We start from the raw sequence: 14,442 nt of genomic DNA on the forward strand, positions 1-14,442 counted from the left end.
AAAAGCCCGCATCCATCAAGGTGCGGGCTTTTTTTCGCTCATCACATCAGGCATCAATAGCTACCCTGCAATTTGCTCCATCGCCTGTAAGATGCGTTTATCCGAGATCGGATAAGGCGTGCCAAGCTGCTGAGCAAACTGGCTGATACGTAACTCTTCTATCATCCAATGGATATGCTGCACGTCTTCATCATCCTGACGCTGTGGCGGCAGTTTGTTACGCCAGGCCTGCCATGCTTGCTCAATGGCCTGCACTTTGAGCATACGGGCACGATCGCTGTGAGGATCGACAGGCACCTTCTCCAGCCGACGCTCAATGCCCTGTAAATAACGTAACGTATCTGCCAGATGCTGCCAGCCGTTCTGGGTGACAAAACCCCGGTAAACCAGGCCATTCATCTGCGCTTTAATATCCGACAACGCCAGTGCCAGCGTCATATCAACGCGTCCTTTAAGACGCTTATTGATGTTAAACACCGCTGTAAGAATCTGCTCAACCTGCTTCGCAATCGCGACCACGGTGTCATTCAGCTCGGCGCGCACTTTCTCACGCAGCGCTTCAAACTGCGTTTGTTCCCATGCCGGACCACCGGCCTCTGCGATTAACTTATCCACGCCGCAGGCGATGCAGTCATCGATCAACTCCATCACCTTGCCGTAAGGGTTAAAATACAGCCCCAGTTTGGCTTTGTTGGGTAATTTTTCGTGCAGATACTTCACTGGTGACGGGATATTCAGTAACAGTAAACGACGCTGACCGCGCCACATCATTTTCTGCTGCTCATGCTCACTGTCAAACAAACGGATGCCGACGCTGTCCTTCTCGTCCACCAGGGCTGGCCAGGCTTTAACCTGATAGTTGCCGCGTTTTTGCTCGTAACTCCGGGGTAAATCGCCGAAGCTCCAGAGATGTAAACCGCTCTGCTCCAGGCCATCGTCCGCCACCTGGGACAGCGTTTCCTGTACCTTGCCTTTTAACAGCACTTTCAGCGCGGCCAGATCTTTACCTTCCTGCAGTTTGCGGTTGTGTTCATCGACAACACGAAACGTCATTTTCAGATGATCGGGCACCTGTTCCCATTGCCAGTTGTCCCGTTCCAGCGTCACGCCGGTCATCCGGCGGAATTCCCGCGACAGCGCATCGAGCAATGGCATCTCCATTGCAGTAACCCGGCCTAAGAAGGCTTCAGCATAGTTAGGTGCAGGCACCAGGTTGCGCCGCAGCGGCTTAGGCAAGGATTTGATCAGTGCGATGATAAGCTCACGCCGCACGCCGGGGATCTGCCACTCAAAGCCGGCTTCATCCACCTGGTTAAGCAGCGGTAACGGAATATGGACCGTGACGCCATCAGCATCCGCGCCCGGCTCAAACTGGTAACTCAGTTTAAGTTTGAGGTTTCCCTGATGCCAGACGTTGGGATAATCGAGCTGACTAACCTTATCTGCGCCCTCTTTGATCAGCATCTGCTTGTCAAAATTCAGCAGCTCAGGATTGGTTTTGCTGGCCTGTTTCCACCAGCTATCAAAATGGCGGGCTGAAACAACGTCTTTGCCAATGCGCTGGTCGTAGAACGCAAACAGAGTTTCGTCATCCACCAGGATATCGCGGCGACGGGATTTATGTTCCAGATCCTCGACTTCACTGCGCAGTTTCTGATTGGCACGGAAGAATGCGTGGCGCGTTTGCCAGTCGCCTTCAACCAACGCATGGCGAATAAACAGCTCGCGGCTGAGGGTCGGATCGATGGTGCCGTAGTTCACCTTGCGCGCGGCCACAATCGGCAAACCGTACAGGGTAATCTTTTCGCTGGCCATCACGGCGCCCTGCGATTTCTCCCAGTGGGGTTCACTGTAGCTGCGTTTAATCAGGTGCTGAGCCAGCGGCTCAATCCACTCGGGATCGATACGCGCCGCGATGCGGCCCCAAAGGCGGCTGGTTTCAACCAGTTCTGCCACCATTGTCCACTTAGGCGGCTTTTTAAACAGACCGGACCCTGGGAAGATGGCAAAGCGAGCATTGCGCGCGCCCGTAAACTCCTGTTTATCGGCATCTTTCTGACCGATGTGTGACAGCAATCCGGTCAGCAAGGCACAGTGAATCTCTCTGTACTCCGCTGGCTCGCTGTTAACGGGAATGCCCAGTTCACGCACGACCTGGCGAAGCTGGGTATAAATATCCTGCCATTCCCGTACCCGCAGATAGTTTAAAAAGTCTGTTTTGCACTGGCGACGGAATACGTTACTGGACAGCGCTTTTTGCTGCTCGCCGAGGTAGTTCCACAGATTCACAAACCCGACAAAATCCGACTCTTTATCCGCAAAGCGACGGTGTTTTTCATCCGAGGCCTGCTTCTTGTCTGCGGGACGTTCGCGGGGGTCCTGAATGGATAAACCAGCGACGATGATCATCACTTCCCGGACGCAGCCATACTGCTGCGCGGCCAGCACCATGCGTGCCAGGCGCGGGTCCACGGGCAACTGCGCCAGCTGGCGGCCCGATCCGGTAAGCTTATACTGCCCGTCTTCACTGAGGGTTAATGCCCCCAGTTCCTCCAGCAGCCTTACGCCGTCCTGGATGTGACGTTTATCCGGCGCTTCCACAAACGGGAAAGCGGCGATATCCCCCAGCCCCAGCGCCGTCATCTGCAAAATAACGGACGCCAGATTGGTGCGCAGAATTTCAGGATCGGTAAATGCCGGGCGGCTGAGAAAATCATCTTCGGCGTAAAGCCGGATACAGATCCCTTCGGATACGCGCCCGCACCGTCCTTTACGCTGATTAGCCGATGCCTGAGAAATCGGCTCTATCGGCAAGCGCTGGACTTTTGTCCGGTAGCTGTAGCGGCTAATACGCGCGGTGCCGGGATCGATAACGTATTTAATCCCCGGTACGGTTAGCGAGGTTTCAGCGACATTGGTCGCCAGCACAATACGCCGCCCGCTGTGCGACTGAAACACCCGGTTCTGCTCGCTGTTAGAAAGACGGGCATACAGCGGCAGCACTTCGGTATGGGGCAGATCGCGCTTCATCAGCGCGTCGGCGGTATCACGGATTTCACGCTCCCCGCTCATAAAAATCAGGATGTCACCCCGGCTTTCACGCCCAAGCTCATCCACCGCATCGAAGATAGCCTGAAGCTGATCGCGGTCAACATCTTCAGCCTCTTCTACTACCGGGCGATAACGCACTTCTACCGGATAGGTGCGGCCCGACACCTCAATCACCGGCGCGTTATTAAAATGCCGCGAGAAGCGCTGTGGATCGATGGTCGCTGAGGTGATGATAACTTTGAGATCGGGACGACGGGGCAACAGTTCACGCAAATAGCCCAGCAGGAAGTCGATATTCAGGCTGCGTTCATGGGCTTCATCAATGATGATGGTGTCATATTGCATCAGCAACCGGTCCTGCTGGATCTCCGCCAGCAGGATGCCGTCTGTCATGAGTTTAATCTGGGTGGTTTCGCTGACCTGGTCGTTAAAACGCACCTTGTAACCCACACAGCCACCGAGCGACGTTTCGAGCTCGTCGGCGATGCGGTTGGCAACGGTACGTGCCGCCAGCCGACGCGGTTGGGTATGACCGATTAAACCGGTTATACCGCGCCCCAGCGTCAGGCAAATTTTCGGTAACTGGGTGGTTTTTCCCGAGCCGGTTTCACCCGCCACGATGACCACCTGATGGTCACGAATCGCGTCAGCGATGGCCTGCTGCTTCTGGCTGACCGGCAGGTTTTCCGGAAACGTAATACGCGGCGTCGCCGCAACACGATGTGTCACACGCTGTTCTGCAGCGATGATATCCTGCTCTAGCTCGGCAGCAAGACTTTGCTGTGCCTCAGGATTTTTGATTTTTTTAGCGCCGTGTAGCCGACGCTGTAAGCGTTGACGGTCGCGCAGCATTAACCCATCAAGCCGCGACCAGAGCGGCGTTAATGGCGATGAAACCGGAGAAGACATAGTGATGACGTACCCTACTCAGACGGGGTGGACTCAGCGCACGGCGCTAAGATAACCGGCTGATTAACGATAATAATTGCGCCTAGCATAGCACATTCCCTTTCGCGTCGTGGCCGTCGGCAAAACCAGCTTGTTCAATTAATTCGAATATAGCTCTCGAAATATTGCGCTTTCACCCTCGGCCTGATGTTTGTAGAGTGTAAATCATTGAGCGGAAAGCCTTCCGCATAACAGACAGGAAACTACCATGAGCAAAGTATTAGTTCTGAAATCAAGCATTCTTGCGGGATATTCTCAGTCAAGCCAGCTGGCTGACTTCTACATTGAGCAGGCTCAGGCTAAAGGTGACCAGATCACCGTTCGCGATCTGGCAGCAAACCCGGTTCCGGTACTCGACGGTGAGTTAGTCGGTGCGTTACGCCCTTCTGATGCGCCACTGTCACCCCGCCAGCAGGATGCACTGGCGCTGTCTGATGAACTGATTGCAGAACTGCAGGCGCACGACGTCGTGGTGATTGCAGCCCCGATGTACAACTTCAACATTCCTACCCAGCTGAAAAACTATTTCGATCTGATCGCCCGTGCTGGCGTTACGTTCCGTTATACCGAAGCGGGCCCTGAAGGCCTGGTGAAAGGTAAGCGTGCTGTGATTCTGTCCAGCCGTGGCGGTATTCACAAAGACACCGCATCTGACCTGCTGACCCCTTACGTTAAGCTGTTCCTGGGCTTTATCGGTATCACCGATGTCGAGTTCGTGTTTGCTGAAGGCATCGCTTACGGCCCTGAAGTCGCCACCAAAGCAACCAGCGAAGCCAAAGACGCGATTAAGCAGATCGTCACGGCGTAATTATGCTGTTTTGATCCAGAACCGGGCACCCGCCCGGTTTTTTTATGCCTGAAATGTATCGCCCGGCCAGGTTATTTCTTTAGCCATTGACCGTTAATGCCGCGCACGTATTCACCCGCAGCCGCACGCGTGACCAGCTTTTGTCCCGCAATTCGGGCCACGTCGTCTGTTTTCAGGTTGTTCTGCTCGGCAAGACGTTGGTACTCGGCGTTTCGTCCGTCATTAATGCGTTTAACCAGCGCCAGCGTTTCACTGTCGTCTGATCGCGGCGCAATATAGCCCGACAGGGTTTCACCCACCCGACCTGACTGACGCGCCTCATCAAGCGTTAAAGCCCAGGCGGGCTGGCTCATCGTCGTCGCCAGTAAAAGTGCAATACCGATGCGTTTCATGCTGGCTCTCCTCAGAACAGGCCGCTCTGATTTTTCAGTAAGGCTTCGACATCCTTGTCCACTTTAATGTGGATCTCATGCTCAATTTTCACATTCATATTAATGGTGATGGGCTCTTTCGGTGCGGTCACTTCAATGCGCGGCACGCAACCCGTTAGCGGTAGCCAGGCTACCATCAGCAGTACAGCCCTGAGGCTCATGGTGATTGATCCTTTTTCGACGGCAAGGTGGCGTTTTGCTCCACCCAGGATTGCAAATTATCGCCAAAACGCAGGCTGCGCCACAGCTGGAACAGGTTTTCCTGATGACGATAGTTTAAATTCACGGTCTGAGTGCGATTACTGAAACGGCTGGTGCCTTTCACTTGCGACTCCATGGTTAGCTCCCCGAGATTATCCAGATTAAGGGTGGCCCACGAACGCGAAATCTCCATATAGCGCAGCCAGTCCATTGCCGCACCAGCGGCGATGTTATTACGGGTAATGGCATCGGCCATGTCTTTATCCAGGCGGAAGGTTAGTGGCCCGCTGTTGGCTATCCAGCCGTTTTCAACGATCCAGCGAGGATTATTGATCCACAGCGGTAATTCGCCGTTCACGCTTCCTGACATGGCAAACTGTTTGGGATCAATAGCACTGACAAGCTTGCTCAGGCTGATGTTTCGCAGAGAAACGCGCGCCGGGCTGTGCTGCGGCAGCCGTAATGACGGCATCGTGATCTGGCCGTCCAGCAGATCCATGCTGACATCCTGTAACCATAGCGGATCGCTTTCACGCCAAGGATAAGCACCTTGTAAATCGACCCGAATATTCTGCATGGCAAACTGGTTTTTGACTTCAGCGATACGTAATGAAACCGGCCCGCGACGTCCAAAATGCCACTGCTGATGTTGTAGACGGAAAGGTAGGGAAAAATCGATACCGTTGACCTGGCTGTCGGGTGTCCAGACGCTGCCGTTTTTCACGGTCCAGTGTCCGCCAGCCTGAAAGCCCTGCTTAGCCGCGGCAGAAAATGCTACCTGGGCGCGCAACTCACCTGACTGAATCTTCATTTTCAGTTCAGGACTGAGCAGCGGCTGAAATACCGTCAGCGACTGGGTTGGCCACCAGGCCTGTCCACGTAAACGCTCGCCGTCCCAGCGACCGTTAACACGCACCGGTCCGACCTTGCCCGCTTTCAGCTGTCCGCCCCAGACGAAATGACCTGGATCGCGGCCTGTCGCCGCAAAGTCGAGGGTGGAATCTGCCAGCCAGCCGCCGTAGCTAAAGCGCGTTTCCCCTGCCTGCATCTGGAACTTACCGTTAAATGATGGATGGCGCTCATCACGCTGCCAGTTGACCGGTGCCGTCAGCGTTAAGCGGGGCTTTTCAACCCGAACGCCACCGTATTCAAGTTGGTTAAACCCTGTAGACAAGCGATCAAGATGAATCAGCGTATCGCGCCAGCCGCCGGTGCCGTTCACATCCCACTTCGCCTGCAAGGGGCGCATTTCGCCCTCACCCCAATAGCGCCAGTTCCACACACCCGAATCGGGCCAAAAGTTATGCGCGCCACCATCAAGATGCAGAGTAAACCGGCCAAAGCTGGGATCGTGGGCACGCAGAATTGCCTGCAGGCGTCCGGAGATCCCTTGTGAGGATAAACGTATACCTGCCAGCGGCCAGCGCGCTTCATCGACTTCCAGCGTGGAGAGTAAACGCCCGCGCAGGCGTAAAAGCGCTTTGGGTTTTACCGTCAGTTGCGGGTTGAGTAACGAGCCGTTCAGCTCGCCAGGAATAGTGCCAAAAAGCTGCATCGCAGAGAATTTGCTTTCACCCGTCAGCTGTAAAGGTAGTTGGCTTTGCGTGAGGCTGAGATGGCCCGGCCCTATTCCCAGTACCACATTACCTTTGCCGCCGCGTCCCTGGGTTAACATATTAAGACGCCCACTGATCTCGGTGGCATCCAGGCCGGCTTGCCAGTTGTTCAGCGTCAGATTCACAAAGCCAGACAGCGGTTGCGCCGCAAGTGGCCAGTAATATTCCCCGCGTTCAATCGTTATGCGATCGCGGCTGGCCTGCCAGGGAAGATGGAGCAAGGGCTGGTCAGTTCCCGCCGTAGTAATATTGAGCACACCACGCTGATGCTGCCAGCTTAATGCAGCTTGCACCGGCTGTGGAAAAGCCGCCAACGCCAGCGTGCCGGTAATCTCGCCGTTAACGGGTAAGCCGTTGGCATATTCAGGCAGTTCGAAGTGACCATTAAGGCTCAGCGGTTCGGGTAATGCCGGATGCGTCAAGGTCAGTTGGCTAATATTCAACTGCTGGCCTTGTAAGGTGGCATCGAGCTGCAAGTTGGTGCCGCGGTAGTGCAACTGTTGGCGGGATGAATCCAGCGTCAAATTCAGCCCCCCGGCATAATCCTGCCAGGGAGAGAGCGTGAGTTTGCCAATATGGATGTCAGCGCCCGGTAACATTGCCTGCCACTGGGCCAGCGTTTTGGGCGCGTCCGTCGCGTTTTCCGTTTCAGGAAGCCGTTGAAGACATTCGCTCTGTAGCGTCACCTGCGCCGCATTAAGTTGCCAACGCGAGTGCTGCCAGCCAAGGGCAGCGTGGTTGACACTTGCCAGACGACAGTCCCCCACCTGGTAATGGATTTGGGGAAACACGACCTGTCCGTTGCGCCAGCGCGGCGCGCCTTCCAGTTCGACGCGCGTGCCGACAGGCAGCCAAATGCCAACCAGACGCGGCAGCCACTGTGTAATGGTCAGCAATAATCCCAGCAGCAACACAATCAGCGCCAGGACAGCGGCGAGACGTCGACGGAAAATCCGCGGCATGAAAACAAGAATCCTTTTTTTCTCAATATCCTGAGAATAATGATGGCACGTAACGCCGGGAAGGTGAAGGTTTCACCCCCTAAGGTAAACAGGTATCAGCAAAAAGTAACAGAAAACGTTATTCTTGTTGCATCCCCTTTTCAGGAGCACAACGATGAAAATCGCCGTATACAGCACTAAACACTATGACCAGAAGTATCTTGAACAGGTCAACCAACAGTATGGTTTCGAATTGGTCTTCTTTGATTTTTTACTCAACGAAACCACAGCGAAGACGGCTGTAGACTGTGATGCGGTTTGTATCTTTGTGAATGATGACGGTAGCCGTCCGGTACTGGAAGAGCTGGCCGCGCTTGGCGTCAAATACATTGCACTGCGCTGTGCGGGATTTAATAACGTCGACCTTGATGCCGCTGCGGCGCTGGGACTGCAGGTCGTGCGTGTACCGGCTTATTCCCCGGAAGCCGTCGCCGAACATGCGGTGGGATTGATGATGACGCTAAACCGCCGGATTCATCGCGCTTACCAACGCACCCGCGATGCCAATTTTTCCCTGGATGGCCTGACCGGTTTTAATATGCATAACAAAACCGCCGGAATCATCGGCACCGGCAAAATTGGCATTGCCACTCTGCGCATATTAAAAGGATTCGGCATGCGTTTACTGGCTTTCGATCCCTATCCGAGCGAGCAGGCTTTAGCGCTCGGCGCGGAGTATGTCGATCTGAAAACCCTGTTTGCACAGTCGCACGTGATAACGCTGCACTGTCCACTCACGCCGGAAAATCACCATTTACTGAATGCGCAGGCTTTTTCACAGATGCGCGATGGCGTGATGATCATCAATACCAGCCGGGGAGGATTAATTGATTCTCAGGCCGCAATTGACGCGCTGAAACAGCAAAAAATTGGTGCGCTCGGCATGGACGTTTATGAAAATGAGCGGGACCTGTTTTTTGAAGATAAATCGAATGATGTGATTCAGGATGATATTTTCCGCCGTCTGTCAGCCTGTCACAATGTGCTGTTTACCGGCCATCAGGCTTTTCTGACAGCCGAAGCCCTGACCGCGATTTCAGAAACCACGCTGGAAAATATCAGTCAGCTCAACCGGGGAGAATCCTGTCAAAATCAAGTTATCGCATGACGCGGTGGGCCGGTGCCATCCGGCCTGCTTCATTTAGCGTGCGCAGTTGCCACCGATCAACGCCTGCTCACTGCAGCGACGGCCGTTAACTAACTGGCACATCCCGATGCGCGAACCGTCCAGTTGACTTGAAAACGCCAGGGTACCTCCTGCATTGGCACAGTTTGCCTCTGCCATAGACGACATCACCACGTGTGGCTGAACATGGGCGGCAGTAGCTTGCTGTGGTGGCTCGTTGTCGTCGCTGTTACTGCTACAGGCAGACAGTAGCAACGCGGCACCAGCCAGCAGAAAAGTAGCGGCTTTCATCAATCAGACTCCGGGAAGGTGAGTTAAAGGCTAAGCAAGAATATGTCAGGCCCGACGTGGGGTCGATAGAAGAAACAGCTTTTTACAAAAAATATGACGGCTAATTGCAAGCAGAATTATCCTGTTATCACACTGTCACGTAACTGCACTTATCTAAGCATGATGATTACCGGAGAAAAACAATGTTAATGGATATGCTGATTCGTATCGCCTTGGCTGGGATTCTGGGCGGTCTGATTGGCCTGGAACGCCAGATGCGCGCCAAAGAAGCCGGATTGCGGACCCACATCCTGGTCGGTATCGGCAGCGCCATGTTTATGCTGGTGTCCAAATATGGCTTTGCGGATATGTTGATAAAAGATCATGTCGCCCTCGATCCCAGCCGCGTCGCGGCACAGGTGGTGAGCGGGATGGGCTTTCTTGGCGCAGGCACCATCCTGATTCAAAAACAGGTGGTAAAAGGCCTGACCACGGCGGCCGGACTGTGGGTTACCGCCGCTATCGGACTGGTAATCGGGAGCGGCATGTATGAGATTGGGATTTACGGTACGGTACTGGCCCTGGTGGTGCTGGAGGTGTTCCGCCGCCTGAGCCATTTATTGATTGGCAAACATCACACGCTGATTGTTTATCTTAAGGCCAAGAGCGTGCCACTGGTTCTGCTGGTGATGCAACGCGAAGGCATTCGCTACGGTAATATTTCGGTGATTAACCGGGATGAAGAAAGCGGCCTGTGTGAATTAAGCGTGCAGGTGACCTTGTCCCGCAAATCCAGCGATGCGCATCTGTATGACAAAATTATGGAAGTTAAAGGCGTGCAGTCGCTGGAAATGATGTAATCGGTGTAGGCTGGCATCAGATCATTACCCTTGACACCTGTGCAAACAACGTTGAGTGACCAAGCCACATTGACGGGATAACTTTGCTCAGGTGTCGCATAGATTGATAGACTCTGAAAGTACTCATGAGGTTCAATATGTGCGCTCTCTGCTGGGCGGACGCAAAACCACTATTCATCGTCGAAGTCTGCCACTGTCTGTATAGGGAAGCATAGTTGTATTAGGGAAATATGATTTTGAAAAATGCCAGATTCATTAAAAACACTGCGCTGTTTATCGTGTGCTTCTTATTAGCCTTCTGGCTTTCAGCATACAAAATGCCTCTGAACGCGTTAACCCAGACAATAGTCGGCTGGTCATATTCGCACCTTCATGGTCTTATAACAGATACTTATGAAAGCGGATCAGATCCGATTACTTTTGCAACGTTGGTCGCGGTCCTTCTCGTTTATTCATTCATACTCTATGCCGCTTGTAGAAAGCTCATCGCTGTCTTCAAAAGATGATAAAAACTCCAATGACGTAAGCCAAAACGGGGGAGTATGACCAGAGTTTAATCGTACTCCCCCGAGTGCAACTTAGGCAGATGCTGTTGAGCCATTGCCCGCTTGCCGGGCTTTCCTTAGTTATAAAATGTTATCTCGCTAGCGCTTTAAATAAGAAACGAAACCACCACAATTTTTGCCAGACAACATCTCTTTTAAAAGCTGGAGCAGGAATTGATGTCGATTTTACAATGTGCCATGTGAAGTTAAGAAAACATCTACTGTGGCCGTGCTCATAGCCATATGTGCAAACCTCGTAATGTTTCTTGCTGTCTACAGGTGTGTTAGTGCTTAAATCCCTGATAAGTGAATGATATGAATCATTCCTGTCGAGGTTCCGCTCAAGACAAAAATAAGCCTTCGGAAGGTAACGCTGACGTGAACCATGATATTTATGAAATTTTACAAACCTGTAATCCTCAGCGCCATAGTGTCCTGAAAACTCTTCATCATAACCCCAAAAACGCATAAATCTTGCGTGAGAAATAAAGAACAAATTACTGTGGTCTTTGTAAAAACCTCGCTGATTTTTTCGATAAATCTTGTAAAAATTTCGATCTGGATTTTTATGATTGATGAGATAACGGAACGTTTTTTCCGGTAACTCATGATCGAGATCAGTTATTAATACTTTGTATGATTTGGCATAAGTGACCCCTAAATTTCTTGCGCCACCCTGATTCCACTTAATATCACTGTCTATACACAGCCAGGTCAGATTCAGTCTAAACTCAGGTACTTCATACTTTAAAGGAGAGCAGTCGTCTACTATTACAAACTCTGTGACCTGCAATACTTCTTCAGGCATCTTTTCGTATTTCCTGAGAAGGCTTATTACAGAATCAATATTATCTTGATTGCAATAAAAATGTGTTATGTAAGTAAGTTTTATATGCTGCTTATCTGTTATTCTATTTGCCATATTTGTTTTCAGTTCGTTGCAACAAGGAAGCTAATCAACTTCATATGTATATTACAGCGAAGAAAGATAAAGCAAAAAAAACTAAACTCAATAATTAATCACAGCACCCTGAAAAGAATTAATTACTTGACAGAAATTAAGATTGGCTCCAACAAAAATACTGGATACTGTTAACGCTCACATAACCTTGGTTAAAAATCTTCGCTTATATTAACTTTTGATTTGTGGTTTTTTACTTTAATGAAAGCTGACGGTGTATTGCCCCGCTGTCGCGTTCAAGATCTGACGAAAGGTAATCATCGTTTTGTAGTCACGGAGCATTTTCCTGTATCCCTTTCTTTCTCTACTGATACCCAGCATCAGCCATTATCTGTATTAATCAATACACATCAATTGTGAGAATTGTAATCTCTATGATGTATAAGTGATTTTTTTTGGTTAAAGCATCTGTGATTGATCGTTTTTACCGATCGTTTTTGCATAATTGATCTGCACATACGATTACACACACAAACTGTACGCCTATAAGATTGAATGGTTGCTGACACGAGGGAATGTATGATGACTTATATAATTATAATTCTGGCCATTCTTATAGCTGTAGGGATTGTATTTTGGTTAAAGGATCGACCAGGCGATAGCCCGCAATATCAGGAAGGCGGCTACGACTAAATCAAATGACTATCAGCCCGGAATGCCGGGCTTTTTATTATCCGCAACCGGCAAAGCTGATTCAGTAACTGACCGTGAACCCATAATCTGCTGTTTGGTTGGTGCGAATTCCTCAAGCTCTAAACAGGGTTTGCCGCGCAACTCCCTAACAATTCGTTCTCAAGCTTGAAATATGGTGCACTCATTGAGATTTTTACCGCCTTTGCTTCTGCAGAACGGGCAATTACACACTCATCGTTATGACTCAGTACAGCTATGGGTTTTCTGCGCAGGTCTGGTCTAGATACTGTCTGACAGCTGGCATAAAACGAATTAACGTCAACCAGGGCGAACCACAGTCGCCACCATTAGGGTTGAAAACCTGGAACACCCTTTCCTCACCCGCTAACGTTGAAATATCGCGAAAGGTTGTAGTGTGCGTTTCAATCCATTTGTTTGCAGCGTGTAGCGTGTAGCGTGTAGCGTGTAAGACCAGTTTAAGCGATCAAGTTCCCGAACAAAATCAATCGTGCTGAGTGTGGAGCGCCCTTTGCAGTCGCGCTTAATAGCCTGGCGAAAAGCAATCATGATTTCGTAGTCACGGTGCATTTTTTTGCGCTCCAATTTTATCTGTATATAAATACTGCAATATCAATTCATGATTTTGATCAAGCTTTACGGTTGAGAGATTTGTGGAGCCTATGAATTCCAATAATTTTTAGCGTGAATACTCTTCTATGAGCAATTTTACTGTTTACTTAAAAACTCAATAACCATAAATTATACATGGTTAAATTTTTCTCATTACTATGGCTTTCATTTAGTAACGGCGGATCGATAGCACGAACATTAAGGACAACGAAAAGGATAAGAAAATGTATTACAGGGATGAAATAATAAATTATTTGCAAACCAATAACATATTGGCTTCTAAATTAGATCGTGCGTTAACAGGTGTCATGGATTTAGTTTCAGACCAGATAGATACGATTAGTGCAGGTGCAAAACGTGCAATTTATTATACATCGTGCTTTACTCAAGAATACCAAGACGTGTGTAAAAAAAAGCTGAATGAAGATGTAAGATTTACTAAAGGTCTCTACCATTTCTTACAGCGCAAAGATATTGTTTATGAGATATTGCATATTTATTTTGAAGAAATATTCAAGAAAAAAACATCAGATCAATTAGAATACATTAAAAAAAACCTGATGGCTGTTAATATTTACATTGCTGCAAACGCTTTAACTAAATCCGGGTTTGCTTTGGCAACGGCAACATGTGTTTCAATCGGCTTGAATCTTAGCCTTAACATGGGTTCTATTGCTGGTCGTACAGCGAGAGTAGCAGTTGCATATGCGGGAATGTATGGCATTGTGCAGAAGGCCGCAGATAGCGCTGATCGTCTTCGAACTAGCTATCCAACATTCTTTTCAACGCTATATGCTAATGAACTTGAAATGCTTTATTTCCTGGTTGAGCCCATATTTATTCGTGCCGACGCGTTCCGGGCTCAATGGGCATCAGATGCAGATATTGCTAAAATCATTGAAAGAATGATTAGGTAGCCATGATGTCATTTATTAAGAAAGCTTTTTTGTGGCTGTTTCAACAGCTATTTTCGCTATATGCGCCACCAATTTGCGTTTTAATATTTGCAGTTGCTTTTTTTCAGGTATTCCCTGATGGGCCTCTATGGCCTGTTGGTATATTTGCTATATTCATCATGTTTATATTTGTAAAATATTTAAAATGGTAATGTTATGCATGAGCGCTTTAGTGGGTAAGTCTGTCGGCGGCAGTTGTGGCTGTGTAAAGTGTTTACTGAGTTTTTCAAAAAGCAGCATAAAGTGGCCGATTTCTTTTGCGCTTCATTATCCGTTCCCACGTGCCCCATTCCCTTTATCAAAGTCTGTTCCAGGGCTGAGGAGAGTCCAGCCATCGCGAACAGGCACGATGTAGTCTGTCTGAACTGCCTCAGCTGTTTCAGTGCTGTAGGCAGTCATTCCCCT

Annotated in this window: 10 protein-coding genes and 3 pseudogenes; 4 read left to right on the forward strand and 9 right to left on the reverse strand. The window is 50.1% G+C overall.

The window, feature by feature from the left end; genetic code table 11:
- Positions 1-60: 60 nt before the first annotated feature.
- On the reverse strand, positions 61-3,960 hold the full coding sequence (gene hrpA, locus NR177_RS08055) for an ATP-dependent RNA helicase HrpA (protein ID WP_256852627.1): 3,900 nt from the start codon (positions 3,958-3,960) through the stop codon (positions 61-63).
- A gap of 247 nt (positions 3,961-4,207) precedes the next feature.
- On the opposite strand from hrpA, the gene azoR reads away from it, so the two are divergent.
- Entirely contained in the window at positions 4,208-4,807 is a 600-nt protein-coding gene (azoR, locus tag NR177_RS08060) for an FMN-dependent NADH-azoreductase (protein ID WP_063879724.1), read from the forward strand.
- Positions 4,808-4,878: 71 nt separating this feature from the next.
- Here the strand turns inward: azoR and NR177_RS08065 are convergent, their stop codons facing one another.
- Genes NR177_RS08065 through NR177_RS08075 form a run of 3 tightly spaced genes read right to left on the reverse strand, consistent with a single transcriptional unit; the run spans position 4,879 to position 8,017 of the window.
- Positions 4,879-5,199, reverse strand: coding sequence for a YdbL family protein (locus NR177_RS08065; protein ID WP_096010553.1), 321 nt, complete (start codon positions 5,197-5,199; stop codon positions 4,879-4,881).
- Between the two features lie 11 nt (positions 5,200-5,210).
- Positions 5,211-5,399 carry a YnbE family lipoprotein gene (locus tag NR177_RS08070; protein WP_063879726.1) on the reverse strand — a complete coding sequence of 63 codons (189 nt, stop codon included), beginning with the start codon at positions 5,397-5,399 and terminating at the stop codon, positions 5,211-5,213.
- The gene (locus tag NR177_RS08075; RefSeq protein WP_256852628.1) at positions 5,396-8,017 is read right to left on the reverse strand and encodes a YdbH family protein; all 2,622 of its coding nucleotides are present in this window, start codon (positions 8,015-8,017) and stop codon (positions 5,396-5,398) included. Before NR177_RS08075 ends, NR177_RS08070 begins: the two co-directional genes overlap by 4 nt.
- A gap of 154 nt (positions 8,018-8,171) precedes the next feature.
- Between NR177_RS08075 and NR177_RS08080 the strand changes: the two genes are divergently transcribed.
- Entirely contained in the window at positions 8,172-9,164 is a 993-nt protein-coding gene (locus NR177_RS08080) for a 2-hydroxyacid dehydrogenase (RefSeq protein WP_256852629.1), read from the forward strand.
- 33 nt (positions 9,165-9,197) lie between these two features.
- Here the strand turns inward: NR177_RS08080 and NR177_RS08085 are convergent, their stop codons facing one another.
- Complete coding sequence (locus tag NR177_RS08085; RefSeq protein ID WP_063879729.1) at positions 9,198-9,473, reverse strand: DUF333 domain-containing protein; 276 nt, start codon at positions 9,471-9,473, stop codon at positions 9,198-9,200.
- A gap of 182 nt (positions 9,474-9,655) precedes the next feature.
- Here NR177_RS08085 and NR177_RS08090 point away from each other — a divergent pair, with 182 nt between their 5' ends.
- Complete coding sequence (locus NR177_RS08090) at positions 9,656-10,312, forward strand: MgtC/SapB family protein (RefSeq protein WP_256852630.1); 657 nt, start codon at positions 9,656-9,658, stop codon at positions 10,310-10,312.
- A gap of 636 nt (positions 10,313-10,948) precedes the next feature.
- Here NR177_RS08090 and NR177_RS08095 read toward each other — a convergent pair.
- The 4 genes and pseudogenes from NR177_RS08095 to NR177_RS08105 form a co-directional block, all read right to left on the reverse strand.
- Positions 10,949-11,779, reverse strand: coding sequence for a glycosyltransferase (locus NR177_RS08095; protein ID WP_256852631.1), 831 nt, complete (start codon positions 11,777-11,779; stop codon positions 10,949-10,951).
- Between the two features lie 732 nt (positions 11,780-12,511).
- Positions 12,512-12,610: pseudogene (locus NR177_RS23970) on the reverse strand (hypothetical protein); the annotation flags it as partial.
- Positions 12,589-12,789: pseudogene (locus NR177_RS08100) on the reverse strand (DNA polymerase V subunit UmuC); the annotation flags it as partial. The pseudogenes NR177_RS08100 and NR177_RS23970, both read right to left, overlap by 22 nt.
- 2 nt (positions 12,790-12,791) lie before the next feature.
- Positions 12,792-13,039, reverse strand: a pseudogene (locus NR177_RS08105) (hypothetical protein); the annotation flags it as partial.
- Between the two features lie 266 nt (positions 13,040-13,305).
- On the opposite strand from NR177_RS08105, the gene NR177_RS08110 reads away from it, so the two are divergent.
- Positions 13,306-13,998 (forward strand): hypothetical protein, encoded by a 693-nt coding sequence (locus NR177_RS08110; RefSeq protein WP_256852632.1) that lies wholly within the window; start codon positions 13,306-13,308, stop codon positions 13,996-13,998.
- Positions 13,999-14,442 lie beyond the last annotated feature (444 nt).

Origin of the sequence: Pantoea sp. Fr+CA_20 (genome assembly GCF_024520835.1) — a bacterium.
Taxonomy (GTDB): domain Bacteria; phylum Pseudomonadota; class Gammaproteobacteria; order Enterobacterales; family Enterobacteriaceae; genus Pantoea; species Pantoea allii.

Bases quoted from the DNA above. Each gene is read 5' to 3' on its own strand.
- hrpA (WP_256852627.1), bottom strand. From the start codon at position 3,960: ATGTCTTCTCCGGTTTCATCGCCATTAACGCCGCTCTGGTCGCGGCTT.
- azoR (WP_063879724.1), top strand. From the start codon at position 4,208: ATGAGCAAAGTATTAGTTCTGAAATCAAGCATTCTTGCGGGATATTCT.
- NR177_RS08065 (WP_096010553.1), bottom strand. From the start codon at position 5,199: ATGAAACGCATCGGTATTGCACTTTTACTGGCGACGACGATGAGCCAG.
- NR177_RS08070 (WP_063879726.1), bottom strand. From the start codon at position 5,399: ATGAGCCTCAGGGCTGTACTGCTGATGGTAGCCTGGCTACCGCTAACG.
- NR177_RS08075 (WP_256852628.1), bottom strand. From the start codon at position 8,017: ATGCCGCGGATTTTCCGTCGACGTCTCGCCGCTGTCCTGGCGCTGATT.
- NR177_RS08080 (WP_256852629.1), top strand. From the start codon at position 8,172: ATGAAAATCGCCGTATACAGCACTAAACACTATGACCAGAAGTATCTT.
- NR177_RS08085 (WP_063879729.1), bottom strand. From the start codon at position 9,473: ATGAAAGCCGCTACTTTTCTGCTGGCTGGTGCCGCGTTGCTACTGTCT.
- NR177_RS08090 (WP_256852630.1), top strand. From the start codon at position 9,656: ATGTTAATGGATATGCTGATTCGTATCGCCTTGGCTGGGATTCTGGGC.
- NR177_RS08095 (WP_256852631.1), bottom strand. From the start codon at position 11,779: ATGGCAAATAGAATAACAGATAAGCAGCATATAAAACTTACTTACATA.
- NR177_RS08110 (WP_256852632.1), top strand. From the start codon at position 13,306: ATGTATTACAGGGATGAAATAATAAATTATTTGCAAACCAATAACATA.